This window comes from Blautia sp. JLR.GB0024, from assembly GCF_037000545.1.
GTDB lineage: Bacteria > Bacillota > Clostridia > Lachnospirales > Lachnospiraceae > Blautia > Blautia celeris.
Map to the genome: position 1 here is coordinate 35,914 of NZ_JBANBF010000013.1, position 26,249 is coordinate 62,162.

The window sequence follows — 26,249 nt, forward strand, 5'->3', positions numbered from 1 at the left end:
TTTTCCTACTCGATCTCCCTTAACTGCTCCACCACACTGCCTTTGTTCCAAAGTCTGTCCACAATGGCAGAAATAGCGGCTGAGAGAAGAAGACAGATCAGCGCAGTGACAACCGCCGGAAGAATAGCAAACCGGTATCTGGCAAACCACCATCCTGCCGTCAGACCTTTAACCAATGTCAGGGAAACCACTGCACTGATGGCGATTCCCGCTGTACCTGCCAGTATAGCGTACATGATGCCCTCATATATAAATAATTTTCTGAGCTGTCCCTTTGTCATGCCAATGCTCCTCATAGACGCAAATTCCCTCTGCCTTGCTATGGCACCTGTAAAGATCACGTTGATCAGATTGAGCACACCGATCACTCCCAGGATCAGGGATACAATAATTCCCACCGCATTGTAAGTTCCCTGGGTTTCTTTAAACTCCTCTTCCGCTGTCAGCCTGGTCAGCACGGACAATCCGTTTTTTTCTGAATAATCCTGCATGTAGGAATTTATACTGTCAAAATAACCTTCTTCTGTGTCAAACAGACAGTGGATCGGATTTTGGCTGTCCGGGAACATCTGTGCAAAGACCGGTTCCGCAAACGTAATCGATTCGTATCCGCCTGAACTGTAGGACATATTCAGAGAATTCATTGTACCGATCACAGCCATTATAGTATATTCCTTCTTATTCCCCTGGATATCCAGTTCTATCTTATCCCCCGCGTGAAACTCCTGTACATCAAAATTATATTCTCCCCTGTCGCTGAGGAAGCCGTTCGCCACAACATAATCACCGGAACAGAGCTTTTCATAGTCAATCTCTCCCTCAATCACCTCTGCTCTCATAAAAGCATTTTCATCAAAACCATACATCATCCTGTTTCTGTCAAACTTTGTTATATCGTCAGGTGTTGCCTCTCCGTTTATCTTCGTCACCTTTGCCAGGTCTGCTTGATCCTCTGTATTCTCCTCATCGGGGACCATCCGCACATATACCTGGCTGAAATCCTTTATGCCTTCCAGTCCGGCAAGTTCCTGTGCTGCTTTGCGGGGAACCACTTTGAGATAATCTTCCGTCATACTTTTCAGATACTCATCACTGCGCGCATCAAAATCCGCGGCGGTCTGATGGTTTACATAAGTTTCCTTATCCATACTTTCGGTAAAATTTAATACGCTGTTCAGGAGAATGACGCTCAGACAGATGGATAAGATCACCAGAACCGTTTTCCCCTTGCTTCTTCCCAGGTTGGCTGCTGCCATCTGCAGGATGCGGTTCCTGGAATCCTTGCCTTTTTTCTGTTTCTTCTTTCCGCTCCCGGTTCCATGGTATTTTAGGGCTTCCACCGGGGATATTTTTCCGGCTATTTTTCCGGGCCTGCTGCAGCTTATCCTCACCGTGAGGAGTGTAAATGCAGCGGCAAACAGCCATACCCACACATTTGGCTTAATAAATACGGTTTCGCTGTAAGATGTACTGGCCATGACCAAAGGCTGCAGCGCATTGCCCAGCAGCCATCCCAGTACCAGGCCTGCCGGAATCCCCACCAGGGAGAGCATCATGCCCTGACGGCTTACCATGTAACGGATCTGCCTCGGTGCAGTCCCGATGGTCTTGAGCTGACCGTACAGGCGAATGTCCTTTTCAATGGAAATCTTAAAAATGTTGTATATGATCAGATAACCGGCCAGTAAAATGAGCAGCACCCCTACTGCCATGATCACTATGGTCTGTCCGGAATCCATGGATTTTGTCTCGTATACAGGATTCACATGGTGAATGATAAATCCTTCCTCACCACGTTCCGCATCCGGGTTATAACCCATCTTTTTCACGATACTGTCCAGGGTTTCCCTAATCTTCTTTTCAGAGGCGAAGGTTCCTCTGACCGTATAGCTGTCCCTCTCTGATTCGGCATACTGAGAACTGAGTTCCCCGATCACTTTATCCGCAAAACTGTCGGTTACCATGATCGTGGTGCGCTGTTCATGTTCCATTCCCTTCCAGATTCCGCATACTGTCATCTGTGCTTCTTTTTTACCTTCTATGGTTTCATATTCCAGTGTAAAAGATGTGCCGGTTTCTTCGGGAAGTCCAAGGAGATCCAGAACTACGGTATCACAGGCTATCTCATTATCCTTTTCCGGGTAATGTCCCTTTTCCAGGTTCATAAAACTGTTTTCCGCGGCTGCCTTGCTCATCCAGCCGACTGTGGCTGTCAAATTCTTAAATTCCGGGTTTACAGCAATGGCAATACTTCTTTCCATACCCGTCTCTGTAAATACCGGGTCCTCTGCCAGCTCATCTGCCTGCCCTTTGGAAAGCCCTTTAATGGATACCATATACCTGGTCCCTGCCTGGCGGAACATCTGCTCTTTTGTGGATATCATTGTCCCCTGTGCCACGGTTGCAAGCGCCGTAAATAATACTGCCGTAAGAATAATAGCAAGCACTGCTATGATATTTCTATTTCTGTTTGCCTTCAGGCAGTTGTTGGACAGGGTTTTGATAAATTTTTTATTGTTGTTGTTCAGCACCATTACCTTGTCCTCCTAAAAGTTTTCTTTTCTTTCTACGATTTTCCCGTCTTCAATGTGAATCATCCGGTCCGCGATCTGCGCCAGTTCCGGGTTGTGGGTTATCATAACCAGTGTCTGGCTGAACTCCGTGCTGGTCATTTTCAGAAGCTGCATGACTTCCAGAGAGGTCCTGGAGTCCAGGTTGCCGGTAGGTTCATCTGCCAGGATTATGGCCGGCTTGCTGGCCAGAGCTCTTGCGATGGCAACCCTCTGCTGCTGGCCGCCGGAGAGGTTGTTTGGAAGATTGTCCAGTTTCTCCTCCAGATGGAGCAGCCGGATGATCTCTTTCACATAGCTTTTATCCACTTTGTTTCCGTCCAGCTCTATGGGGAGAACAATATTCTGATATACATTTAAAATAGGAACCAGATTATAGTTCTGGAACACAAATCCTATATTTCTTCTGCGGAAAACGGTGAGCTGTTCATCGTTCATCTTACCAATCTCCCTGCCCCCTATCTTCACGCTGCCGGAACTGGGAATGTCCAGTCCTCCCAGCATATTCAGGAGCGTTGATTTTCCGCTGCCGCTGGTGCCTATAATGGATACGAATTCTCCCCGCTCCACCTGTACGTCAACGCCGTCCAGCGCTCTGGTGATATTTGGTTCCTGTCCGTAATATTTTTTCAGATTCTTTGTCTCTAAAATATATTCCATATTTTTTTCCTGCCTTTCCTTTGATGAATATAGCATACAAAAAGATTATCTCAAACTCTTCTCAAAAAAGTAACAAGTTTGAGATAATCTCTCTACTGTACCACAGGCAGGTTGACATAAAATCTGGTGCCCTTTCCCGCTTTTGACCGTACCTCTATAAAACCTCTCTCTTTCATGACAATCTCTCTTGCCAGATACAGGCCGACACCCACGCCGTCCTGGTCCGCCACTTCCGGTTCCCGGTAAAAGCGCTTGAAGATTTCTGTGATTCGTGATTCCGCTATGCCTTTTCCGTCATCCTCTATGCCTATCCGCACATAAAAATCCGTCACCTGCGCCTGTATGCGGATATTTCCCCCCACACCGGTGTATTTTACCGCGTTATCCAGAATGTTAAACACTGCCTCCAAAGTCCATTTTCTGTCGAAGACGGCTTTCAGGCTGTCCTCGCATGCCATCTCTATATGAATCTGTTTTTCATCCGCTTTCAGCGCGACATCGCAGACTGCCTGTTCCAGGAGCTGTCGGATGGAGTTTTCCTTTGGCTGTACCTTCACAATACCGTTCTCCAGCCTGGACATTTTGATCATACTCTTCATGAGAAATTCCAGCTTGTCTGTCTGACGTTCCGCTGCTGCCAGGAACTGCTGCCGTTTCTCCTCATCCAGGTTCTTCTTCTCTAAAAGACTGTGGTACATCCTTACATTGGCTATGGGTGTCTTCACCTGATGGGAGATATCCGCCACCATAGTTTCAAGCTGCCGGCGCTGTATCTCATTCTCTTGTGACTTCTGATTCAGGATCTCACAGAGGCGGTGCAGCTTGGACTGCAGTTTTCCGGTCAGGGTATCTTCTTCCTCCTGAAATACGATCTCTTTGCTGCCTGCGATCATGGCATCCAGGCATTCTCCCATTTGACGGCTGTACTGGAGCAGCCGCTTTCTCACCAATGCCATGATAACGGCAGACGCCAGCAGGCAGATAAGGGAAACAGCCAATATTAATTTTTCCATTCTGTTTTCTTCCCCTTCCACTGATATCCCATACCATACAGCGTCTTAATGTAGGCATGGTCCCCGGATTCAATCTTCCTGCGCAGTCTGTTGATGTTCACTGCCACGGCGTGCTCATCCACAAAGTTCCCGGTGTTGTCCCAGACTTTCTCCAGCAGCAGAGTTTTTGTCATAACCCTGTCGGCGTTGGCGATCAAAAGCCGGAGGATCTTAAATTCCGTAGGTGTCATAGCCAGAGGTTCTCCCTCCAGGGTGGCTGTCATGGTATCAAAATCTATCTTCAGACAGCCGTCATCGTATTGGATCCGCTCCCCTGCGCCTGCAGAAGTCCTTCGCAGGGCTGCCTGAAGCCTTCTGTGGAGAATAGGCATTTTAAAGGGTTTTGTGATATAGTCATCCGCTCCGCAGTCAAACCCCCGCATCTCGTCCCGGTCCATATCCCGGGCAGTGAGAAATATGATGGGAATGTCCTTTTCCGCTTTTATGGCTCTGCAGAAGTCAAACCCGTCACCGTCCGGCAGGTTGCCGTCCAGGAGGATCAGATCCACCTCATTTTCACTGAGGACAGACATGCCCTCGCCCAGAGTCAGCGCGGAGTATACTTTGTAGTTTTCTGCTTCCAGGTCATAGGTGAGGCCTGTGTTCAGGTCTTTGTCATCTTCGATCAACAGTATTTTATTCATAGGCTGCTGCACGTTCCTTTGCTGTATTTTCAGGGATTTCCTGATGATCCGTTATATAAAAGTTGTAATCAGTATAGCATTTTCTTATGGGAAATCCTATCCCGGAATGACAGAAACCATATTTTTCTTCCCCCGCACCGCATTCAGCCGAATTACAAAACAGACACCATTGCCGTCACCGGCAACCGTGTCTGTCTCTGTTTCATTTCTTACCAATATGTTTTCCAGTCCGTCAGTTTTCTTGTCAGCGCTTCCAGATAGAAATAATCCCCCCACAGATTGCATTCATCCACACCTCTGTCTGTCACACTGTTGTAAGGGCTGCTCTTGGCATAGACCCCGTGAAGCAGCAGACCGTTTGACTCTTTTATGGATGTGACTGCATAGTGGTCTATAAGGTTTTCCAGCATCTGGTCTGCCTTTTCCTCATAAAAAGCCTTTTCCTTCTTATCTAAACTGCCGTTCCTGCACATTTCCATCATACCGCATACCGCGGCTGCAGCCGCGGAGGTATCTCTCGGTTCACCGCTTCCCCGGGAAAAGCTCAGATCCCAGTAGGGTACCAGATCCTCCGGAAGATGATCCATATAAAACGCCGTCACTTTACGGAACAAATCCTTACATGTCTCGTCTTTTGTGTAGCGGTATGCCAAAGCCGTTCCGTATATTCCCCATGCCTGGCCTCTGGCCCATGCGGAGTCATCCTTATATCCCTGTGCCGTCACTCCGCGCACCGGTTCCCCGGTCCTCGGATCAAAGAAAAATGTGTGGTATGTGGAGAAATCTTCCCTCACCAGATTCTGTATGCTGGTCTTTGTATGGCGCACAGCAATCTCCCTGTACTTTCCGTCTCCGGTCACATCGGATGCCCAGTAAAGCAGGGGCAGGTTCAGCAGGCAGTCAATGATCAGGCGGTAGTTGTCCTCCGCTCCCAGAGGCCCCCATGCCTGGATGAAACCACCCTTTTCCTGAAAACGGCTGATAAGCTGTTCGGCTGCCATGACAGCAGCCTCCTTTGCCCTCTCATTTCCCGTAAGCTGATAGGCTGCCACACAGGACGGTGTATATAGGAATCCCATGTCATGGTGTTCCACGTCAATTTTATCTTTTATTCTGTTATAGAAGCTGTCTGCCTGTATTTCCGCTGACTTTCTGAATGCCTCATCCTTTGTCAGCTCATAGGCCAGCCAGTAAGTCCCGGTGCAGAATCCTGTGGTCCACTCTACATTCTCCGTTGCAGGGTAGAACTGATTTTCACTGTTGGAACCGGGAAAACAAAAGGTATAATCCTTCAGGTTCTCCTTCAGAATGGATACCGCCGTATCTGCAGCTCTCTGCAATTTTTGCCGCTCCATGACATCCTCCTTTTGTCTATTTTGTCACTTTTACGTAGTTATCGTATGCTTTCTGCTGAATTTCAATGGCCTTCTCAATGCCCCTGTCCTTCAGCTCCTGGATAAACGCGTCGTACTCATCGTCAATATTGCTGGAGCCTAAGATCCAGCTCTGCAGTTTTTCATATACAATAGGCTCAATTCCTGACATGATACTCTTATATTCATCCATTCCGTCGGTGCTCAGCTTCAGCTCCGGAAGTTTCGGTGCCTTGAACCATTCGTCATGTGCATCGTACAGCTCATTTGCCGCCTTGCCTGCTTCATTCATGGTAGCGTATTCATAGTCTGCTGCCTGTACATAGCCTGCACGGTACTGGGAGCCTAAAGAACGCAGATACTCCACAGGAGCCAGCCCGGAATTAAATACTTCCTCTGTAAATGCCTTATTTCCCTTGTCATCCACTGTATATGTCTTGCCCTCAATGCCCCAGTTCATCAGATCGGAACCTTCCTCTGTGAACATAAAGTCCATGAACTTGATTACGCTCTCCGGGTCCTTACACTGTGAGGAAATGCCCCATCCGCACTCTGCGTAACGATAGTCACGCTCTTTCACATTTCCGTTCTGGTCCTTCAGCGGAGCGATGGCTGTCATCTGGAATCCCGGAATTTCCTCACCCAGGGAGTCATTGTAGTTTCCTGTACTTACCCAGTCATGGGTAAATCCGCCGGTGTTGTTGCTCAAAAGTGTATCCCTTGCTGACATTCCCCTTGTAAAGATTTCCGGATCGATCAGTCCTTCCTTGTACCACTGGGCAAGGTTCTTCACCGCGTTTTTATAATTCTCTGTCAGCGGTTCGTAAGTGATCTTGCCGTCGCGGGGATAGAAGGAAGCACTGGAATCCCATAAGGCCAGATATTCACCCATCTCCGTTTCTGCGGTAGCGGAGCGGTCAAACAGCGGGATCTCATCAGCCTGTCCGTTTCCGTTTGGGTCATTGTTTTTGAATGCTGTCAGTACATCGTGCAGCTCATCTACGGTTGTAGGTGCTTCCAGGCCCAGCTTATCCAGCCAGTCCTGGCGGATCCAGTAGAACTGTGAAGATTTTAATTCTTTTCCCAACGGAATATTGTAGATATTCCCATCCTCTGCTGTCGCCTGGTATTTCAGGTTCGGGTCGCTGTCCAGGGCTTCCTTGATATGTGGTGCATGTTCCTCGATCAGGTCATTTAAGGGAATAACTCCGCCGTCCTTGCCCAGTTTCTCTATATCTGTAGTCAGGTCGCAGGCAATGATATCGGCAAGCTGACCGGATGCAACCATGTTCTGGAATGCAGTGGCGTAGTCTGAGTTGGAGGAAGCCACAACGCCTTTTAGTTTCACGCCTGTCTTTTTCTCCACTTCTTTCCACACTTCCCAGTCAGAATTGAACGGTGTCCCTGACAGGAACATGAAGGCAGTAAACTCCTTGCTGCCGTCCTTGCCTGATGCTGTCTCTTTGCTGCTTTCTTCCTTGCCGCAGCCAGTCACTCCAAACGCCATGGATGCTCCCAGAACTGCTGTCAGTAATAATGCTGTGATCTGTTTTCTCTTCATTATAATAATCCTCCGTTTATGATCAGCCTTTTACACCGCCGACGGTGAGGCCTGTTTTAAAATATCTCTGAATGAACGGGAATACCACGATCATCGGAACGATTGCCAGAATGATCAGTGCGTATACCTGTGTAGTTGGTGATGTTAAGGATGCCTTTGTCACAATAGCCGCATCCGACGGATTGGAAACCCGCTCTACGATCAGTTTTTTCAGGAAAACCTGAAGGGGTATCTTATTGTCATCTTTCAGAAGCTGCATTGCCCAGAAGTATCCGTTCCAGCGGCTGATACCATAGAATAGCCCCACTGTGGCAAGCGCCGGCTTGGAAAGGGGAAGATATATATTCCAGAATACCCTGAAATGCCCTGCCCCGTCAATGAATGCCGCTTCTTCCAGCGCTTCCGGTACCTGTTCAAAAAAGCTCTTCATAATGATCAGGTTATAGGTCTCAATGGCAAATCCGAAAATGATCGCTGTCCTTGTATCCAGCAGACCCAGGTTGTTGAAGTTCATGTAAGTCGGAATAATACCTGCGCTGAACCACATGGTGAATACCGTAAACAGGGTCAGAAGCTTTCTTCCCATCAGATATTTCTTGGACAATGCGTATGCCATGGTCGTGGTAAAAAACATATTTGCCATGAGTCCGAACACGGTATAGAAAATGGCATTGCCATAGGAAGTCCACAGTCCGTCCCTCTTAAACACAGCTTCATAGCTGGCTGTGGTAAATTCTTTGATCTTCAGCAGCACATCCCCATTCTCCACGAAGAAAGGCTTGCTGAAGGAGGAGATCAATACATAATATATGGGATACAGGGCAATGAATGTGATTACGATACCGAGAACGATCATTACCGCATTGAAGACACGCTCTCCCATTCCGATGACCTGCCCCTGTTTTCTTTTATTTCCTGCCATCTCTCTTCCCCCTTACCATAACGCGTTATCGGAAATCTTCTTGCTGAATCTGTTTGCAAGAATTACCATGATAAATGCCACCACGGATTCAAAGAGTCCCGCAGCAACAGACAGCCCATAGTTTCCATTCTCAAATGCCAGACGATAAGAATAGGTAGAGATCACATCAGCCGCAGAATACGTTGCCGGCTGGTATAACAGTAAGATTGCCTCGTATCCCACCTTGATAATACCTCCCAGCTTCAGGATCAGCATCGTCACGATTGTGGGCACAATGGCGGGAATCGTCACATGGAAAATCTTCTTCATTTTCCCCGCGCCGTCCACGGTTGCTGCCTCATAAAGCTGCGGGTCAATTCCCATGATCGCCGCGATATACACCAGGGCATCAAATCCCGCGTTCTGCCATAAGGTCATTAATGTGTAGATTCCCTTGAAATATTCCGGTTTCGTCATAAAGTATACAGGGTCCACACCGATTTTCTCCAGCACCAGGTTGATGACCCCCGTACTTGGAGACAGGAAGTTGATCACGATACCGCAGACAACCACGACTGATATGAAATGTGTCAGTAATGTGGACATCTGTGTCATCCTGCTGACAAACTTGTTCTTCATCTCCGTCACACAGACTGCCAGGGCAATCGGAAGCGGGAAACAGATCAAAAGCTGCCAGAAGGAGATCATTAAGGTATTCTTTAATACCCTGGGAAAATCCTTCCCTCTGAAAAATTCCATAAAGTTCTGCAGTCCCACAAATGTACTTCCTTTAATACCCTGAAATACATTGTAGTCGTAAAATGCTATCTTGAGTTCTGTCATTGGGCGGTAAGCAAATAGAAGATACCATATAATACCGGGAAGCAGCAGAAGGTATAATTCCTTACTTGAAGCTATCTTTTTTATGACAAAAGAAAAATTTCTTTTCTTCTGTATTTTTATTTGTTGTTTAGCCAAAGTCCTCTTCTCTCTCCTTTCTCCTTTATCGAAGCGCTTCGAGTCGATATCCACACCTTAACGGAAATTTTTTGAAATGTAAATCATCAAATTCCACGGCTTATTTTCTTCCGGGTTTTTGGGATACACATTTTTCACTTCGTCCCTGTTTTTCAAAGAAGCGCTTGTTTCCGGGGCATCACCATTTTTCAAATCATCACCATTTTATCCCAAGGCCCATAAATAAAGGCGCTTCCACTTGAATTATCAACAAAATGCAATTATAATTTAATCTCGTCAGGAAAATCCCCCTTCCATTTCGCACATAAACCTGGCAGCGGGAACTTGACGCGGATCAAAGAAAAAAGGAGACAGCAGATATGCAGAAACAGCCATCCGGATTATATCACCAAAAACTGAAAATCGTATTCCTGCTTCTGGCCGCTGTGGTGACTCTTGTTTTGGCCTCCGTCTCAGGCATCTTGCTGACTCAGCGCTCAGAAGAGAATTATGAGACCTCCATCTCTGTATCCCGCACGATCCTGGAGGAAAAGAGCGCAGTCTCTCTGAAAGAGATATCCAACACCATGACGGATATCGTAAATGATTCCCTGATCAAGGAATGGTCTGTCTCAGAGGGCACACGTGATTTTTATCTGCTCTCCTCCCGGGCACAGAAAGCGCTTCTCAAATACGCAGGCGCTGTGGAAACACGCTTTCAGGTGTATCTTCTGCTCAACAACGGACAGACAGATCTTGATGACAACACACATTCCAGTGTCCTGTCCCCTGAGGGTTCTTTCTCTGTCTCTGAATTTTTAAAGAAAAAGGGATTATCGGAAGATGATCTGACAGATATACAGGAATATTTTGATAAAAATATGTTTCCCTATGTGATTCCGCATTACAATGACCGGGGCGAGCTGGCTTCCCTTTATTATCTGATCAAGGGGTATAAGCAGCCGCGCACCTGTATTTACATGGCTGATATCCCCATAAGCTCCCTTGTGGGTACTGCCACACCGGAAAAATACTGGATTTCCAACACGGACGGTCTGTTTATCCCCAGTTCCCTGGATGAAAATGACGTGTCTCTCTTTACATCCCTTGGAACAGATCTGGACGCAGGCAGGGATATCGTAAAAAAATCCGGTTATTACATAGCCAACGCCCACCTTTTGTCTATGAACTGGAATATCTCTTACCTGTATGACCGGTATAGCTTCAATGCCATGAACATATTCCTCTTTCTTCTGGCGGTTTTGGTCATTTTTATCCTTTTGAGCGCTGCCTTTTATTATGTGGTGAACCTTCTGTACCGCCCCATATACGAGGTACTGCAGCCTCATATAGAGAAAGATTCCAAAAGCTACGATGAATTCCAGATCCTGAACGACAACCTGGCAAAGATGCAGAGTCTGAACCACAGCCTGATGGCAACCAGGAAGACCACCAACACCCTTCTGGCCCAGCAGTATTACCAGAATCTGCTCACAGACCCCAATGGATATCTGGCCCCCAAAGAAAAACCGTATTTCCCTGACAACAGCCTGTTCTGTGTGGGGCTTATATGTTTTTCACCGGATGCCTCCCAGACTTTGGATGACAGCGGATTCTGCCAGCTTGAAATGTACAAGAACCTGATCTTCCAGAACTGCGTAAAGAGAGATGATATTGTATTCGTGAAGCTTTCCATGTACCGCTGCGCCCTGATCCTGAAAACCGACAGTATGGAGAGCGCAAAACTACTGACCGCCAGGGCTTTGTCCGCGCCTATGGAAGGTGACGAATCAGGCAAATACTGGGAGGAACAGACCGTGCTCAGCACAGTAAGACGGGGATTTGAAAATCTCTACCACTGTTATCAGGAAACGCTGAAAATAGCAGAGTATCTGCCCATGCTCCCCCATGACAAGATCATTACCCACGAACAGATCGCCGCTATAGATTCCGCCACCTATTCTTATCCTCTCTCAACGGAGAACAAGCTGATCCAGGAGATCATCAACGGCCGGGAACAGGCAATGGAACTGTTCGACAGCCTGATCCGGGAAAATCTTGTCCACAAGGTATTGTCCATGGAGGTTCTCCAGAACTTTGTCTACGCTCTGATCGGAACCATAAACAGGGTTTTTCAGGAGCTTAAGACAAGCCCCGAGGAATTTATCGGCCGGTCCATTGATTATGAACACTGGTACACACACTGGGCCGATTCCGTGACCATAACAGGCATCAAAACCGTCATCTCTGAGATCATAAAGGAGAAAAACAGGCGCAGCCAGACACAGGATGAAGCTATTTTGTCCCGCATGCTTGACTATATCCATCAGAATTACAGGGACAATATCATGCTCAACGACCTGGCAGACCAGTTCAACATCTCCCCCAAATACTGCGGGATTCTCTTTAAACAGCTCAGTGACAATAACTTTAAGGATTACCTGAACAATTACCGCATCAATCAGGCCAGGGCGCTGCTGGAAAAGGACCCGTCTTTAAAAACAAAAGATTTAAGTGCTATGACCGGTTTCAACAGTTCCAATACCTTTATCAGGGTATTCAGTAAATATACGGGAATGACACCGCAGAAGTATGCGGAACATGTTATTGATAAAGCAAAAAAATGAGTCCGGGAAAACCCGGACTCATTTTTTTGTTCATAAACGTGCCTGTCTAAAGACTTAAATTACCTTCAAGCCCTTCATAATCCACGCAGACCGTTCTCCCTGAACGCAGCGTGATTCTCACAGGCCCTGCAGCTCCGCATTGCTCCTCATCCTGAAACTTGATTTCACTGACAGGGAACAATTCCTCCCCGGTAAACTCCCTGCCCTCCGCGGTCAGAACAGCATAGACCATCACATAGGGCCTGTACTCATAATACTCTTCTCTTCTGCATTTTCCGTAAAGCAGAATACTTCTCTCAGCGACTGCATTTACGCCTGTGCGCTCCTTCATTTCAACGCTGTCAAAGCCGGTATAACTCACAAAGGCCAGGCTCCGCTTTTCATTTTTCACGATCAAGGCCTGCGCTGTGCCATCTGACCTGCGCTCTGTCTGTACGTTCCCCTCCTTCGGAAAACCATACGCTCCCAAAGTAAGGGTGAAGGGTTTCTCATGTATCCTCATTTTATCCGCATGCAGGATACCGTTAGGCAGTGGAATATCCGCCAGATCCATACATGCCAGCCCCTGAAAATTATACTGAAAGTTAAAATACTCCTGGCGGTACAGCACGCCGTCCCGCACCCCGCCATACAGCATGATATTGGGAATCTGTGCCTGATGCTCTCCATCGTACTGCAGGCTGTACTGCATGGCCTCTGCCCCCCGGCGGTCAAAATCCTCCCAGGGAAAACGGCTGTGAAACGCCAGACGTATATATGCCTTGATGTAATCATCCTGCGGGTGGAACACATTTTTAGCTGTGCAGAATTCCGCGGCCCCATTGGCCCCCTGATGGAAGGCCGCGATTCCCGGTCCGTCCATGACATAAGAGCTGTACGCGTCCTCCCTCAAAGTGTCCCAGTCCCCGTTATTCTCCTTCGCAGTCCAAAAGGGGTGGTCTTTCGAAAGATTCAGACAGAGGAACGGATTTGCCATCCAAAAGGGACTCTCTGCGCAACTGTAATCCTGAAGCATGGGCGGGAACTCCCCGTAAAACCCAAGAACAGGCACACCGTTTTGAAACACTTTATCGTTCTGTATGAACTGCAGAAGCGCTCCGGAATTGATCCGCCTGGCAAGTCCGGGGTCCATCTCGTGCCTTTTCAGGAAGAACACCGAGGCAAAGGGTGCAGTGGCGGCATTCCGGTAGATACCGCTTCTTCCCCACATGGTCACATGGGCCTCTCTGTCAAACATTCCCGTGTATTTTTGAAGAAGGCAGTTGGAATACGCATCTATCCGTTCTGCCATATCCGGCTCTTTCTCGTACCCGTACCACACATTCCAGAGTGCAGCATACACATGAAAGGCCCAGGGGCTGTAATAATCAAAACGGTGTCCGTCCCTGAACCAGCCGTCACCGGCATAGTAGGAAAGAATGGTCTGGGCATGATCCTTCATCTTATGCTCATCAATTTCATATCCCTGGCTCCACAGAAACCCTAAGATCAGCATATTGAACAGACGCCAGTTGTGGGGCACTGTCCTTGCGTCTCCGAATTCACGCAGATACTCCGCTATTTTATCCCTTTCCTGCTGTGTGTAGGAATCCCAAATAACTTCCCTGCACTGCCAGAGGCCGATCGCCAGCGACGCGCACTCGCAGGTATGCTGAAAGCAATGCTCCTTTTCCCCGGACATGGCATCCAGTTCTCTGTAGGTAAGCATATAATCCCCGGTTCCCTTTGTGACTGCGCGAAGTATATGTTCTCTGTAATACTCCTTTACGGAAAATCCTCCTGCTTCAGCCTCCGGTCTGTTGTGAAGAAGCGGAGCCGCTATCAGGAAACTCCTTGCCAGACCCTCGAATCTGGCGGCAAATATTTTCCATTCCCCGCTGTTTTTATTTGGATAACTGACCGCAAATTCTGTTCTCGGACAGTATATGGGCGTATCAAAATCCCCGATGTTGGAGAAGATCCCATCTAACAGAAACTGAGCAGCATCCAGCCAGTGTTCTCTTGTCATTCCGGTATAGGGACTTTTCTCTTGATCCGGGTTATTTATTCTGAACCTCATGTATCTCCTCTCCCTGCCCGGACTCTAATGTATAGATATTATACAGTCGGGACAGTGTTATGTATTGCTGTGTCCAGCACTATAGAATGATATCATGAATGAAGAATTTTTTTATTCCTATTTTTATACAAAACATTGCAAATACCGTACTCTATTCCTCGGTTATCCACGGTCTTTGGCCCGCCTCTTTTCTGAACTTACCGGGAGACATCCCGTATTTCTTTTTAAAGCAGTACCCAAAATAATCCGCCGCGGAAAACCCGGTCTTCTCTGCAATTTTTTCCACAGAATCATGGGTATCCTCCAGCAGACGGCAGGCAAGCTCCAGTTTATTATCCATCTGCATCTGCCGGAATGTGATCCCATAATGGCTCTTCATCAGGCGCTGCACCTGACGCACACTGAGCCCAAGCGCTTCCGCCAGTCCGTGTATGGTAATATGTACCGGGTCGTCCAGAAACATTCTCTCTATCTGCAGATATTTCCCCTCATCGGAGCAGGGCATGTACACTTCCCCCTGCTCCGGCTGGCCTGCCCGGTACATTCTGCCAAGTGTGATAAAAAGCTGTCCTGCCAGATGCGGTATCATTGCCTGAAAACCGGCAGGTCTCCTCTCTGTCTCACGGATTATCCCCCGAAGGATATCCGACACCTCCCCCGCATCATCTCCAATCCAGAAACGCTGGTCCAGCAGGCATTCCATCCAGTCCTCCCGCTGCGGCTGCGCCCTGCAGGACAGGGGAACCGTATAATAGAGGACCAGCTCCTCCATAGGCTCCCGGGACACTGTGATCTGTTCATGTGCCACTCCCGGTCCTGTCAGGTAAAAGGTCCCCTTTTTAAGTCCGTGCTCTCCCGAGCGGAGGCGCAGTATGCCTTCTCCTGATTCTATATAATGAATTTCATAGCTGGTTATGCTGTGCACGTGCATCTTAATGTGACCTGTGATTCCATGTCCCACAGATACTATATGAAACGGTACACCGTCCAGATTCACTTTGTAATTCACATCTGCCATTTTTCTTCCTCTTTTCAGAAGCTTTACTTGGTAAGTATTCAGCCGGCGGAATCGTTACCTTTTTATAACTGTTCAGTCAGGTCTGCGCATTTACTGCGCTGACCGTGCATAAGAGTAGTGGTAGCAGGTATTCGTCCCATCGCAAAGCGATTTTTAATGGGCGAATACCCGTAACTATTCAGCTGGCTGAATAGTTACACCTTTTTTGTAATTATACATGCTTTCCGCGTATATGAAAACCGGTTTTGAGCACGCGGTGTCCTCACCCTGAAAATAACAACATCCTGACAGAAAACTGGACGCTTTTCTGTCTTTTTATTTCCTGTGCCGGGACATACAATAGAGACAGTTACGGAAAGGAGAACGCCTATGTACAGCAAAGAAATGTATTTACAGCAAATCGAAGATGTCATTAACAGAGGGCCATACAAAGCCAACTGGGATTCCCTCTCTGCCCACGAGACCCCCGCCTGGTTCCGGGATGCAAAATTCGGTATTTTTATTCACTGGGGCGCCTACTCTATCCCCGCATTCGGAAACGAATGGTATCCGCGGAATATGTACATACAGGGCAGTCCGGAATATGAACACCACCGCCGGGTATATGGAGATCAGAAAGACTTCGGCTATAAGGATTTCATTCCCCTGTTCAAAGCGGAACACTTTGACGCTGCTGCCTGGATAGACCTGTTTAAAAAGGCCGGGGCCAAATATGTTGTTCCTGTTGCAGAGCATCACGACGGCTTCCAGATGTACCGCAGCGATATTTCCCACTGGAACACCTTTGAAATGGGCCCGCGCCGTGACGTCCTGGGAGAACTGACAGAGGAAATGCATAAAAACGGGCTGGTGAACGGAGCCTCCACCCACCGTATTGAACACTGGTTTTTTATGGGACATGGGCGGGATTTTGACAGCGATATCACCGGCTTTGAAAAAGAAGGAGACCTGTACTGGCCTGCCATGCCGGAGGGGGACCATCAGGACTTATTCAGCGAACCCGTCCCCACCAGAGAATTTCTGGAGGACTGGATGGTGCGGACCTGTGAGCTTGTAGACCGCTACCACGTAAAAGAGCTGTACTTTGACTGGTGGATCCAGCACAGCAGCGCCAAACCCTATCTGCAGAAAATCGCTGCCTATTATTATAACCGCGCCGCAGAGTGGAAAGAAGAGGTTGTGATCGCCTATAAACACGACGCCTTCATGTTCGGCACCGCCCTGGTGGATATTGAGCGGGGACAGTTTGCGGACGTACAGCCATTTTACTGGCAGACAGATACTGCTGCCGCAAAAAATTCCTGGTGTTATACAGAGAACAACGAATTTAAAAAGGCAAAGGATATCCTCTGTGACCTGGTGGATGTGGTCAGCAAAAACGGAAATCTTCTGCTGAATGTAGGCCCGAAGGCAGACGGAACCATCTCGGAGGAGGACACGGAGATACTGCTGCAGATCGGAGCGTGGCTGAAGGCAAACGGTGAGGCCATTTACGGCTCCCGCGTGTGGCGCACAGCCGCGGAAGGTCCCACAAAGGTGGAAGAAGGACAGTTTACAGATGGTAAGGACAAGGTCTTTACAAAAGAGGATTTCCGGTTCACAGTTAAGGGATCACACCTCTATGCCGCCTGCCTTTCCTATCCTGAAGACGGCCGCATTGTCATAAAATCCCTGGCCGAACAGGCTGCATCCAGACTGCCGAAATTCCACGGCATCGTTGAAAATGTGGAAGTGCTCGGTTTTGAGGAATCCCCGATATGGAAAAGAACAGAAAACGGGCTGGAAATAGAAACGCAGAATGTGAGATCCGACAAACCCGTAGTGTTTAAGATTGCAATCAAATAGCCGCTCTTTCGGATGGCAGAAGACGCACAGCCATTTGTCATAACTCTAATGGTAAAAATGCCCCATAAGTGCCTGTATCATGACATTTATGGGGCATTTGATGTTCTTTTCCTCCTCCGTAATCACAGTTAAACGGTGACTCTAACCAGCAGTTCTTACCTGTCTCCGCAAAAACCGGCAGATGAGTCCCTCCCGTACTTTCGGCAGGGCATATACCATTAAACTTGAACAGTATTATCTTCGCATCCTCTCGCCATTACAAAGTAAGTTTTTCCTTGTTCAGCAGCTCTCCGATTCCCCGGCAGAGGGCATTTACATTCATCTCCAATATTTCCATTCCGTATTCCCGTGAGGCATCTGTCCTCGGGTCAGCCCCTGCCACAGCTATGGGCAGTTCCTCTCCGTTCCGAATCCGTTCAAGCTGAACAAGTTCCGGGCGGACCGCCATGGTAATGGAAGTCTCATTGGCTGCAGCATGGTCATTCTGAAATCTCAGCCTGTCATCTTCCATGAAATCAAAAGCTGTCACCCCGATCAGACCGCATTTGCTGTGCAGTTCTTCTTTCAGAGCACCAAACTGCCGGATGGACGGCCCATGGCCATGGGCAGCAAGAATTTTAAATCCTGCTCTGGACAGATTTGCTCCAATACGCAGAATCATTCCTCGGTACTCCTCATCCGGCATCCAGTAGGCACTTCCGGGAAGCTGCTGCATTTCATAAGGCACTATGGTCCCGCCTGTGCAAATATCCATACCGTAAAGCTCCCTCTCCGGGTCATGGTAAAACCGGTCAGGCCCGAGAAAGAGTTTCGGCAATACGATTCCGCCTATCCTTTCTGCTGTCCGTATAAATAACTCCTGAGACTGAATCCCGTCCGCTCCCAGGGGCAGATGAGGCCCATGCCATTCCAGCGTCCCCAGCGGCAGGTACGCTACAGGGCACGCCTGCAGCCGGTCCTGAAATTCTGCCGGGCATAGCTCTTCGTACAGGACTTTTTCTGTCATGTGGTATTTCCTCCTCTTTTATTCTCTTCTTTGTATGGATGCATGAAGTTTTTTAATATACTCCGGCATAATACCAAACTACTTTCTCAGATGCAGCAAAAGGATATTCCAAACGTATTTCAATATTGCAGATAATACCAGGCATAACACAACCGTATTTGCAACTATAGGAATTGAAATATTTAAAAAATAGGGACCATTTGCATGGTTTATTATGGAGATGTTTAATATTCCGATACACGCAAGCCATAAAATGCATCGAAGGTAAAAACTGGACTTAGATTTTATGTCCGTATATATTTTTTCCGTACTGCAGCTTCTATCTGCTTCAAAATAGTAGAATCCCCATTGTTTATGGACAAGTTTCATATTTAACTCGTCTAAAAATCCCACAAACTCCTCACTGTTTTTAAGAAATCCCCTTTGGTCTATACAGTACCGGTATGTCCCTTTTTCGCAGGGCTCAAACTTATAAGAGAACCCGTGCTTTCCGACGAAACGGCAGCCTTCACTGCTCATATCATTCAGCCACTTTTCTTCCTTTTCTATGGACAGAAAAAATTTAGTCACTTCCATTCTCATCCCCTCCATTCAATATCTGCTGTCCCAATGTGTAATTCAGCTTTAGCCTTCTCACTTCCCTTTCCAAAACAGCTCTGCCTTGATCTGTGATCAAATATGTCTTTTTCCTGTCATCCCGGGCATATAGAGCGATCCACTCCTTTTTCAGCAGCGCATTCACTGCCCCGTAAAGTGTTCCTGCCCCGGGTTTTACCCTGCCTTCTGTGTGCTCCTCCAGAAACTGCATAACTCCATATCCATGATTCGGACTGCAGAATGCCAGCAATACCAGATAGGAGATTTCGGTCAAAATTTCATTTCCGCATTCGCGCATGCATATTCCCTTCTTTATTACGTTTAGTGTAATATTATTATATCTCTTTGGGAGGCATAACGCAAGAGGTAATTGTAATTCCGATTTCGGAATTTTATTTGTTTCCCAGTGATCTCACACCCCTCCTTACCGGAAGATACATTGAAATTTCCATACTCCCCTTTTGCTTTCTGGATTACTACACCATGGAGGACACAGGAAGGTATGCAGACATTGTATTTGCAGAATATATGCAATATGGCGGCTTCCATTATCTGTCCGCCATGAAAAAAACTTCGGAAAAAGCATACGTCTATCTGAAAGGCATTTATAATACAGTTATTATTAAGTATATGGAAGACCGGCAGATCAGCCGTGAAAATGACCCGAATAAAAGAAAAATTACAGATATTGCTCTTCTAAAGTCAATAGTCTGCTATCTTTCCAGTGTTGTCGGCAATCTCATTTCTGTAAAAATGATTATCTCACATCCAATGGAAAAAAAACATCTGCCAATACTGTAAGTGATTATATGGAAGCTCTCTCTGAATCCTTTATCTTCTACAAAGCAGACCGTTTTGATATTGTAGGAAAGCAGCTCTTAAAAACCAATTCCAAATGGTTCATTGTTGATTTTGGACTTAGTGGATATATCCTTCCGTGGCAGCGGTATGTTTTGGGATTTTCAATCGTGAATATTGTCTATTTTGAACTGCTTCGTCACGGTTATCAAGTTAATATTGGAAAACTCGGCAACACAGAAGTAGATTTTGTTGCCAGGAATCAAAATGCATACACCTATTTCCAGGTAACAGCTGATATGACCGGAGATGAAACTTTTGCCAGAGAAATGCGTCCGCTGGAATCCATCCAATTACAACGGTATTAAATTGATAAATGTGATCGACTGGCTGCTGCATTTATAATTAAATAATATCGGCATCTGTAGATTACGGCCCTGTACGGTCGTAATCTACAGCCCCCCTGTGTAATACAAATATCTTGCCTTCATACCATCCTATACTTTCCGATACGATTGTACATAAAATTATCTCACCTGTCATCCCACCAGTTGCAGTTACTTTCTCATATACAGATTACAATTTTTTTACTTAACTATTATATTTTAAGTTTATTAAGTAAACGTAGATATTCTTTTATTTGATCATGAACGACTGTAAGTGTCACCCACACCTTTTCTTGATTAATAGAAACTTTTTTATCCTCTCTCAAATGCATTACGTTATTACGGATTTCCTTTATCACTTTCCACTCTTTCAAAAATCCCGCAAAATCTTCACCTTGCGTAAATTTGCAATAAAATATAATATCATATTTTTCTTTTCTGTTATCTTTTCTGTTATCTTTTCTGTTATTTTCTAGTTCGTAATCTATGACTTCATATATTTTACGCTGGTTAATTTTTTGCTTTGAATACAACAATGTTTTTGATAAATACTCATACTGTGATTCTACCGAATCTTTACATCTTCCTCTTGAAATACGGTTTAAAAAGTACCGCTTACTTATCTGTTTCTTTCTGCAATTATTCTGTTTATTCCATATTTCACATTTCACCCCATCTGTTTCAGAGTATTCAAAAAAATTTGTAAATACATATTCCGGTGTTTTTGCTTCAATGATTGCAAGGCACTGCTGATAAAACCCTTTTTTATATGCCCAAAGCACTTCGTTTTGCAGATTTCTTTTATTTTTTTGCAGCAAAACACCATAATTATTTTTAATATTTTTAATAAATATATCCAGGTAATCATTTATTACTATTTTATGATCGCGTTTTTCTATAATCTTCTGCATACTATCTAGCGCACTCTCAAATTCGTTTACTCTACACAACAGCAATGCATCTGAAATTCTTCCAATACCGTTGGATATTTCCTTATAAAATTCGTCCTCATATGCCTCTCTTGAAAGTCCACTCACATATTCCTTTATACTTTTACCCAGCCCAAAGTTCGTAAACTCATTCATTGCTGATACGAAGTTAAAGATTTTAAAGAGTTCGGTAACGTTCATAATAGGAACATTCTGACCACCACCACTAATACTAAACGCATCTGTAATGCAGATATCTTCCATAGCAAGCAGATTAATAATAGCTTCAATTACCACCTGATCTTCCCTTGGACCGCCATGAATATCTAAATACAAATTAATTTTCTCATTATTACGTTTTAATAATCGGATAATATCAACTACATTTCCTACTGCGGAAACAACGTCTTTTTTATTCAATTCCTGCTCTCGATTTTCTCCATTTTTTAAATGCTCCACATGAGATGCATTTCTTTTATCCAGTTCTACCACTTTAAAGGAAACAGAATTTCCACTCGCTTCAGCTATTTGCTCTTTAAAAAAGTCTACTGCCGAACCTCGTTTTGCAATTGTACTATCTTCACTTTGAATAGAAAAATCCACTTCTTTTCTCGTAGCAGCTGATGCAAGTATAATGATAATATCCGGCGTTTTACCTTCCTTTATTAATAATTTAGGAACCGCTTCCAATTGTCCGAATCCTTTAACTGTAATTCCGTTATAACAATATGAGCTTTCTGTAATATTCCCGTCACTACGTAATATACTCATATTCAACAACAAAATATTATTTGCTTTAAATCGATGCAATACACTATCTGAAATATCCGGTATTACTGCAACCGTTTCTCTGGGCATTGGTACTGTACCTTCCTTTTTCGACTCAAGTTCCTGACTATTCCGAGCATTCATCATATTATTCCCCTTTATCATATACACGTACACCTTTACATTTTAAATAAGATTTTAATATCTGCAGTTAATTTTATGACAGTATTTAACATGCAAATATTTTAAAGCCTCACAGGTTATAGCTGAAAATTTCTGGCCGAATGGATTATTAGAGTGTGTTGAAAATTTATTCCCACAATCTTCAAACACACTCTAAACCTACAATATCGGAAAAAATGCATTTTATATCCCAGCAAAGCAATATACCGCACCTACAATTCACCGGAAATACATTTGCTGAATAATATTTAATTATTCTAACGGTTTTACCCAATACACATCATACTTATCGCTGTATCCTGTAATATAGACATCTATCTCTGAACCAGATGAATATGATTTTCCTCTTGTATTGAACTGCCCTTCTGACTCCTTGCCCTGAAGTTTAAGTCTGCAATTCCCTTTTGCATTAATCCTCAGTACTACAGCTTTTACTTTCCGAGATTCACCCATTTTATTTCCCTGATTCGCTTTATCAGCATACTTTCCCTCGCCATCAGTGCTGTCCGCATTCTTTTTCCCCTGCGCTGAATCAGATGATAAGACCGTCCCTCTCAATGTAAGTTTTTTGTCTGTTGGATTCGGCAGGGTATCCGGTGAAATATGATGTTTATTTACATTTCGGTTTTTAGAAAACCATTCAAAGATTTCCTCCTCTCCCTTTTTTGTAACTTTGACCGGATAACGTATGTTCAGATTCTCACTGACATCAGCATCACATATTTTTAAAATGTTATTCATTATTTTTTTCCGTGACTCATCAGCTTTGAGCTCTGCATTCAATGAGATTCCCGATTCTCCCATAGTGATTCCGCAATTAGTGCCCCCTGCCTTATTCACATCAATATTAAGCGGTACTAATTCTGCTGACAAGCCTGTCTTTGTCTTCTTAACCTTCCTGATTGCACCATTCGTTATAAGAAGTTTCACACTACCATAACCAAGAGGTTTTGCATGTCCGATCTTGTGTAGTCTTGTACTATCTGCACTGTTTTCACCAAAAGTGATGGTCCATATCATATCACTTAACTGCTGCGGCTGGATTCCGTCAAAATACATTCTAAATTTAAAATTTTCTCCCGATACAGCTTCCATCGTAGCATTTTGATTGGATCTGATAACAGCATCCTCAGCAGCTTCTCTGTGATGCCAATAATATTTTCTCCCACGAGGCATCATAGTCTCCACCGGATAAAATTCCGGATGCCCTTTCCCGTCCTCATACACCGTCACACTATAATAATCAAAGTTCCAGTATGCAGCATCTGCTGCCGGCTTATTGAGATAAAATTCAAAGGACGAAGGACGCGGAGTGCTTAATATCTGCAGCGTATGTAATTCTGACTTTATCTTTTCAGGATTCATCGGTACTGCATCGGTAAAACGAAGCCTCCCTCTTACACCACCGTCAGCCTTCGTACCAAAAAGAAGGCAGGCCGGACAAAGAAAATCTATTTTTTCGCAGGGTGCATAACTGCCCATTATCTCTTTCCACTTCCTATTACGTCCAACACGTCCGATAGAGCTTCCGGACAAATAGACTTCTGTTCCCCTTTTGTTCTCGAAAGTCAGATAATAAACAGGAACATAATTATCCCCTCCGTTTTTTGCCTCCATAAGTTTATTCTTTAAATCTTTCATGGGCTTAGGCGATTCGGATGAATTATCCACAACACCATCCCGGCTAAGTGCAGATAATAATTTTCTATCTGGCGAATATTCTTCTCCTTTCCAGGTATGAACGACAGACCCCGGCTGTAATACAGTTACACTGTAGTCCTGCTGAATAGGTATATTAAACTGCAGCCATCCCACATCGTAAGAAAATGAAATGTCATTTTTTCCTGAAACATCCTGCACTGTCCTGCCGATATTTAACAGTCTGTGCTGGTCATATGTAAAATACACCTTTTCTCCTGTACAAAATCCTTTATATTTTCCGCATTCAACTTGCCGTTTCCCACATTTTTGCCGGTAAACAACCGCACGGTGAAGGGTCCATGTATCTGTAGCCAAATCATAGTGAAGGAGACCCCGTTTGTCGAATCCAGCATACAATGGATTTCGCTGACTGATAGGTCTTTCATCCATTAATGAAGATACACAGCTTCCGGTTAATGTTTCGTATACACTGCGGAGCATTCCCCGCAGACTGCCTCCCGGAATCCCAGGTACACCATCTGTATCCGGCAGCCGAAGAAATGGATATTTATTATGTACTGTGTCGGCGCCTTTCTTATTTTTCACCTTTATTTCTTCACGATGTGCTGTGTCCGGTATGATAATTGGTGTTTTCGGTATAAGTTCAATATCCAGCCATCCCGTCAGCAGGTCTTCAGGTGAAGAATATTTCTGTTCCCATGCTTCAGGTTTAGGTGGTACTTTCTGGAACGGAACGAAGGTATAAGGGTTCAGAAAATCAATATTATCTGTCTGGTTATTCTTTAGTTTTGCCATTATTTATCCCTCCTTCGCTCAACAAAAACCTGCAAGCCGATAATCAGCTATATGCGCCAAACCATTCTTATCATACTGCAGATATGCTTTAATACACACCATATTCTGTTTTTCGGCTACAGGCAGGGCGTAGTATCCGCCACCGGTAGTCCGAAGTGTGTGGCATCCATAATTATCAATATCCGATTGAAAAGAAGAGTCAATATCCAGATATTGTTTATACTCCACATAATAACTCGCGGGCTTTTTCAAGAACTGATCTGTTTCCAGCGCAGCAGCTTTTTCCAATGTATTATCATCTGCCAGTCTCCAGACGAATGCTCCGCCAATATGGCTGCGGCGTATAAGCAGCTCACCCATATCATTAAATAAGCGAAGTTCCAACAAGTGCGGAATATCCTCGCACAGGGCTGCCAAATGCTTCTTGTCGGCTGAACGGAACCGGTCTGTATAATAAGCAATACCAAGAGAATCTGCAGGCATATACCTATTGATGACACCTTGTATTTCACTTTCCGGAGTATTTCCATATTCTTTTATCCATATCTTATTCATTTCGATTCCACCTCCAGAAATGTAGTATCCATTCTGCTCAAAGCCTGTGTTTTGTCCTGATGATTCACTTTCAGTGAAAGAATTTCAACACAGCCATGTCCAGTACTGCCAGAACCACCCGCTGTAAGGAGTCCAAGGTTCAGGTCTATGATAGAAACCGCTAACAACTGGCCTAACAAAGATGTCAGCCTTTCCCTACAGCGGATTACCAGTTTTCCTTTTCCTCCCTGCCACCATTCTGAGGTGTACAGAGCCTGAGAAACTGGTGCGCCTGTAAAGCGATCCAATGCATTTCTCGTAATAGTATAAGATTGCCCGCCTTCCACCGTAGTTTCACTGAAATACAGATTTGATTTCTGTTTTGCATTATTTTCCCTGACAACACCGAACAATAAGTTAATATCATCCCGAATATCCTGCGGACAGGAAATATGCCGTGCCAGTTCCAGCATATGATGCCGAAACACGCCTGCCCAGCTCGTTCCGGGAATCACCGGAGCTCCGTACGCTGACTTCATCGGTACAGAGGATGCTAAATTCTCTTTCCCCGACACACATTCTTTATATCTGCGTACTGCAAAACTTCCGGCCATCTTAAATTCCATCTCAATGATAAGACCAGAAACATCATAATTCTCTGCCGTTTTAGAAATCTGACCACTGTACATATCCCACCGGGCATCCGGTGCAAAGGGGTCAAAAGTTAGCCATTCATCCAGTACATCTGCTGAATTTATCTCCCCCTTTCCAAAATCAAATTCCCTTTTCTGGACAAATACGTCCATAGAACCGTAACCACGGCTGGTGCGCGCGCCAAATGAAACTCCGTCAGATTCTAACCTTTCTATAATTTTAGTCAGAATATTTAGCTGCTTTGCACCCTGATCACTCTTTGTATTACCAGTCCACTCCAAAATAGAAGTATATTGCATCGCTATTTCTGCAACTTCAAAATCATATTTGGCATTATCCAGCGCTGTACCTCTGTCATTGATTCCGACACCATCCCTATGCGAAATTCGTATGTCACTTCTTTTACATATATCTGGCAAAACAGCATCACTTATCAATATGCTGCTTTCTCTCTGCACTTTACCATCTTTCCCAATATATCCAAAGAGTTCTTCTCCCTCGCTTTCCGGTACGAAGGAACGCAAGACTCCGGCAATACTGCTGCCGGGTATAAATGGCAGTCCACGGGAATCCAACATCAAATCACTGTCCGTATTTTCAACGTCCCCATTAGATATGCGCAACGGAGCAGTCTGTGAAAAGGTCAGCTTATAATACATTTTCTGCATAA

20 protein-coding genes are annotated in these 26,249 nt (G+C 45.3%); 3 read left to right on the plus strand and 17 right to left on the minus strand.

The window, feature by feature from the left end; all coding sequences use genetic code 11:
• Positions 1 to 5 precede the first annotated feature (5 nt).
• The 8 genes from V8Q34_RS21720 to V8Q34_RS21755 form a co-directional block, all read right to left on the minus strand.
• Positions 6 to 2,534, minus strand: a complete 2,529-nt coding sequence (locus V8Q34_RS21720) for an ABC transporter permease (protein ID WP_335836308.1) — start codon at positions 2,532 to 2,534, stop codon at positions 6 to 8.
• 12 nt (positions 2,535 to 2,546) lie between these two features.
• Positions 2,547 to 3,230 carry an ABC transporter ATP-binding protein gene (locus tag V8Q34_RS21725; protein ID WP_033140016.1) on the minus strand — a complete coding sequence of 228 codons (684 nt, stop codon included), beginning with the start codon at positions 3,228 to 3,230 and terminating at the stop codon, positions 2,547 to 2,549.
• A 92-nt stretch (positions 3,231 to 3,322) separates the two neighbouring features.
• Positions 3,323 to 4,243: a sensor histidine kinase gene (locus tag V8Q34_RS21730; RefSeq protein ID WP_335836309.1), complete on the minus strand. Its 921-nt coding sequence runs from the start codon at positions 4,241 to 4,243 to the stop codon at positions 3,323 to 3,325.
• Positions 4,231 to 4,926, minus strand: coding sequence for a response regulator transcription factor (locus V8Q34_RS21735; protein WP_298077228.1), 696 nt, complete (start codon positions 4,924 to 4,926; stop codon positions 4,231 to 4,233). The genes V8Q34_RS21730 and V8Q34_RS21735 overlap by 13 nt, the downstream gene beginning before the upstream one ends.
• Positions 4,927 to 5,135: 209 nt before the next feature.
• Complete coding sequence (locus tag V8Q34_RS21740) at positions 5,136 to 6,281, minus strand: glycoside hydrolase family 88 protein (protein WP_148391827.1); 1,146 nt, start codon at positions 6,279 to 6,281, stop codon at positions 5,136 to 5,138.
• Positions 6,282 to 6,297: 16 nt separating this feature from the next.
• The gene (locus V8Q34_RS21745; RefSeq protein WP_335836310.1) at positions 6,298 to 7,860 is read right to left on the minus strand and encodes an extracellular solute-binding protein; all 1,563 of its coding nucleotides are present in this window, start codon (positions 7,858 to 7,860) and stop codon (positions 6,298 to 6,300) included.
• A 22-nt stretch (positions 7,861 to 7,882) separates the two neighbouring features.
• Positions 7,883 to 8,782 (minus strand): carbohydrate ABC transporter permease, encoded by a 900-nt coding sequence (locus V8Q34_RS21750; RefSeq protein ID WP_033140021.1) that lies wholly within the window; start codon positions 8,780 to 8,782, stop codon positions 7,883 to 7,885.
• Positions 8,783 to 8,794: 12 nt separating this feature from the next.
• On the minus strand, positions 8,795 to 9,739 hold the full coding sequence (locus V8Q34_RS21755) for an ABC transporter permease (protein WP_225305202.1): 945 nt from the start codon (positions 9,737 to 9,739) through the stop codon (positions 8,795 to 8,797).
• Positions 9,740 to 10,098: 359 nt separating this feature from the next.
• Between V8Q34_RS21755 and V8Q34_RS21760 the strand changes: the two genes are divergently transcribed.
• On the plus strand, positions 10,099 to 12,345 hold the full coding sequence (locus tag V8Q34_RS21760; RefSeq protein ID WP_227210357.1) for a helix-turn-helix transcriptional regulator: 2,247 nt from the start codon (positions 10,099 to 10,101) through the stop codon (positions 12,343 to 12,345).
• Positions 12,346 to 12,391: 46 nt separating this feature from the next.
• Here V8Q34_RS21760 and V8Q34_RS21765 read toward each other — a convergent pair whose 3' ends face one another.
• Entirely contained in the window at positions 12,392 to 14,404 is a 2,013-nt protein-coding gene (locus V8Q34_RS21765; protein WP_227210356.1) for a DUF2264 domain-containing protein, read from the minus strand.
• A 151-nt stretch (positions 14,405 to 14,555) separates the two neighbouring features.
• A complete protein-coding gene (locus V8Q34_RS21770; protein WP_227210355.1) occupies positions 14,556 to 15,422 on the minus strand; it encodes an AraC family transcriptional regulator in 867 nt (288 codons plus the stop codon).
• A 369-nt stretch (positions 15,423 to 15,791) separates the two neighbouring features.
• On the opposite strand from V8Q34_RS21770, the gene V8Q34_RS21775 reads away from it, so the two are divergent.
• Positions 15,792 to 17,267: an alpha-L-fucosidase gene (locus tag V8Q34_RS21775; RefSeq protein WP_227210354.1), complete on the plus strand. Its 1,476-nt coding sequence runs from the start codon at positions 15,792 to 15,794 to the stop codon at positions 17,265 to 17,267.
• Between the two features lie 256 nt (positions 17,268 to 17,523).
• Here the strand turns inward: V8Q34_RS21775 and V8Q34_RS21780 are convergent, their stop codons facing one another.
• From V8Q34_RS21780 to V8Q34_RS21790, 3 genes are all read right to left on the minus strand, one after another.
• Positions 17,524 to 18,273 carry a creatininase family protein gene (locus V8Q34_RS21780; RefSeq protein WP_033140026.1) on the minus strand — a complete coding sequence of 250 codons (750 nt, stop codon included), beginning with the start codon at positions 18,271 to 18,273 and terminating at the stop codon, positions 17,524 to 17,526.
• A 78-nt stretch (positions 18,274 to 18,351) separates the two neighbouring features.
• On the minus strand, positions 18,352 to 18,855 hold the full coding sequence (locus V8Q34_RS21785; RefSeq protein WP_158588592.1) for a DUF2812 domain-containing protein: 504 nt from the start codon (positions 18,853 to 18,855) through the stop codon (positions 18,352 to 18,354).
• Positions 18,836 to 19,168: a PadR family transcriptional regulator gene (locus V8Q34_RS21790; RefSeq protein ID WP_227210353.1), complete on the minus strand. Its 333-nt coding sequence runs from the start codon at positions 19,166 to 19,168 to the stop codon at positions 18,836 to 18,838. The genes V8Q34_RS21785 and V8Q34_RS21790 overlap by 20 nt, the downstream gene beginning before the upstream one ends.
• A 511-nt stretch (positions 19,169 to 19,679) precedes the next feature.
• Between V8Q34_RS21790 and V8Q34_RS21795 the strand changes: the two genes are divergently transcribed.
• Positions 19,680 to 20,036 carry an ATP-binding protein gene (locus V8Q34_RS21795; RefSeq protein ID WP_052099077.1) on the plus strand — a complete coding sequence of 119 codons (357 nt, stop codon included), beginning with the start codon at positions 19,680 to 19,682 and terminating at the stop codon, positions 20,034 to 20,036.
• 230 nt (positions 20,037 to 20,266) lie between these two features.
• Here V8Q34_RS21795 and V8Q34_RS21800 read toward each other — a convergent pair whose 3' ends face one another.
• The 4 genes from V8Q34_RS21800 to V8Q34_RS21815 all read right to left on the minus strand — a co-directional run bounded on the left by V8Q34_RS21800 (position 20,267) and on the right by V8Q34_RS21815 (position 26,247).
• The gene (locus tag V8Q34_RS21800) at positions 20,267 to 21,916 is read right to left on the minus strand and encodes a TM1812 family CRISPR-associated protein (RefSeq protein WP_256282810.1); all 1,650 of its coding nucleotides are present in this window, start codon (positions 21,914 to 21,916) and stop codon (positions 20,267 to 20,269) included.
• 270 nt (positions 21,917 to 22,186) lie between these two features.
• Positions 22,187 to 23,794 (minus strand): hypothetical protein, encoded by a 1,608-nt coding sequence (locus tag V8Q34_RS21805; RefSeq protein ID WP_335836311.1) that lies wholly within the window; start codon positions 23,792 to 23,794, stop codon positions 22,187 to 22,189.
• 615 nt (positions 23,795 to 24,409) lie between these two features.
• A complete protein-coding gene (gene csx19 / locus V8Q34_RS21810) occupies positions 24,410 to 24,946 on the minus strand; it encodes a type III-D CRISPR-associated protein Csx19 (RefSeq protein WP_033140031.1) in 537 nt (178 codons plus the stop codon).
• A complete protein-coding gene (locus V8Q34_RS21815) occupies positions 24,943 to 26,247 on the minus strand; it encodes an RAMP superfamily CRISPR-associated protein (protein WP_227210350.1) in 1,305 nt (434 codons plus the stop codon). The genes csx19 and V8Q34_RS21815 overlap by 4 nt, the downstream gene beginning before the upstream one ends.
• Positions 26,248 to 26,249 lie beyond the last annotated feature (2 nt).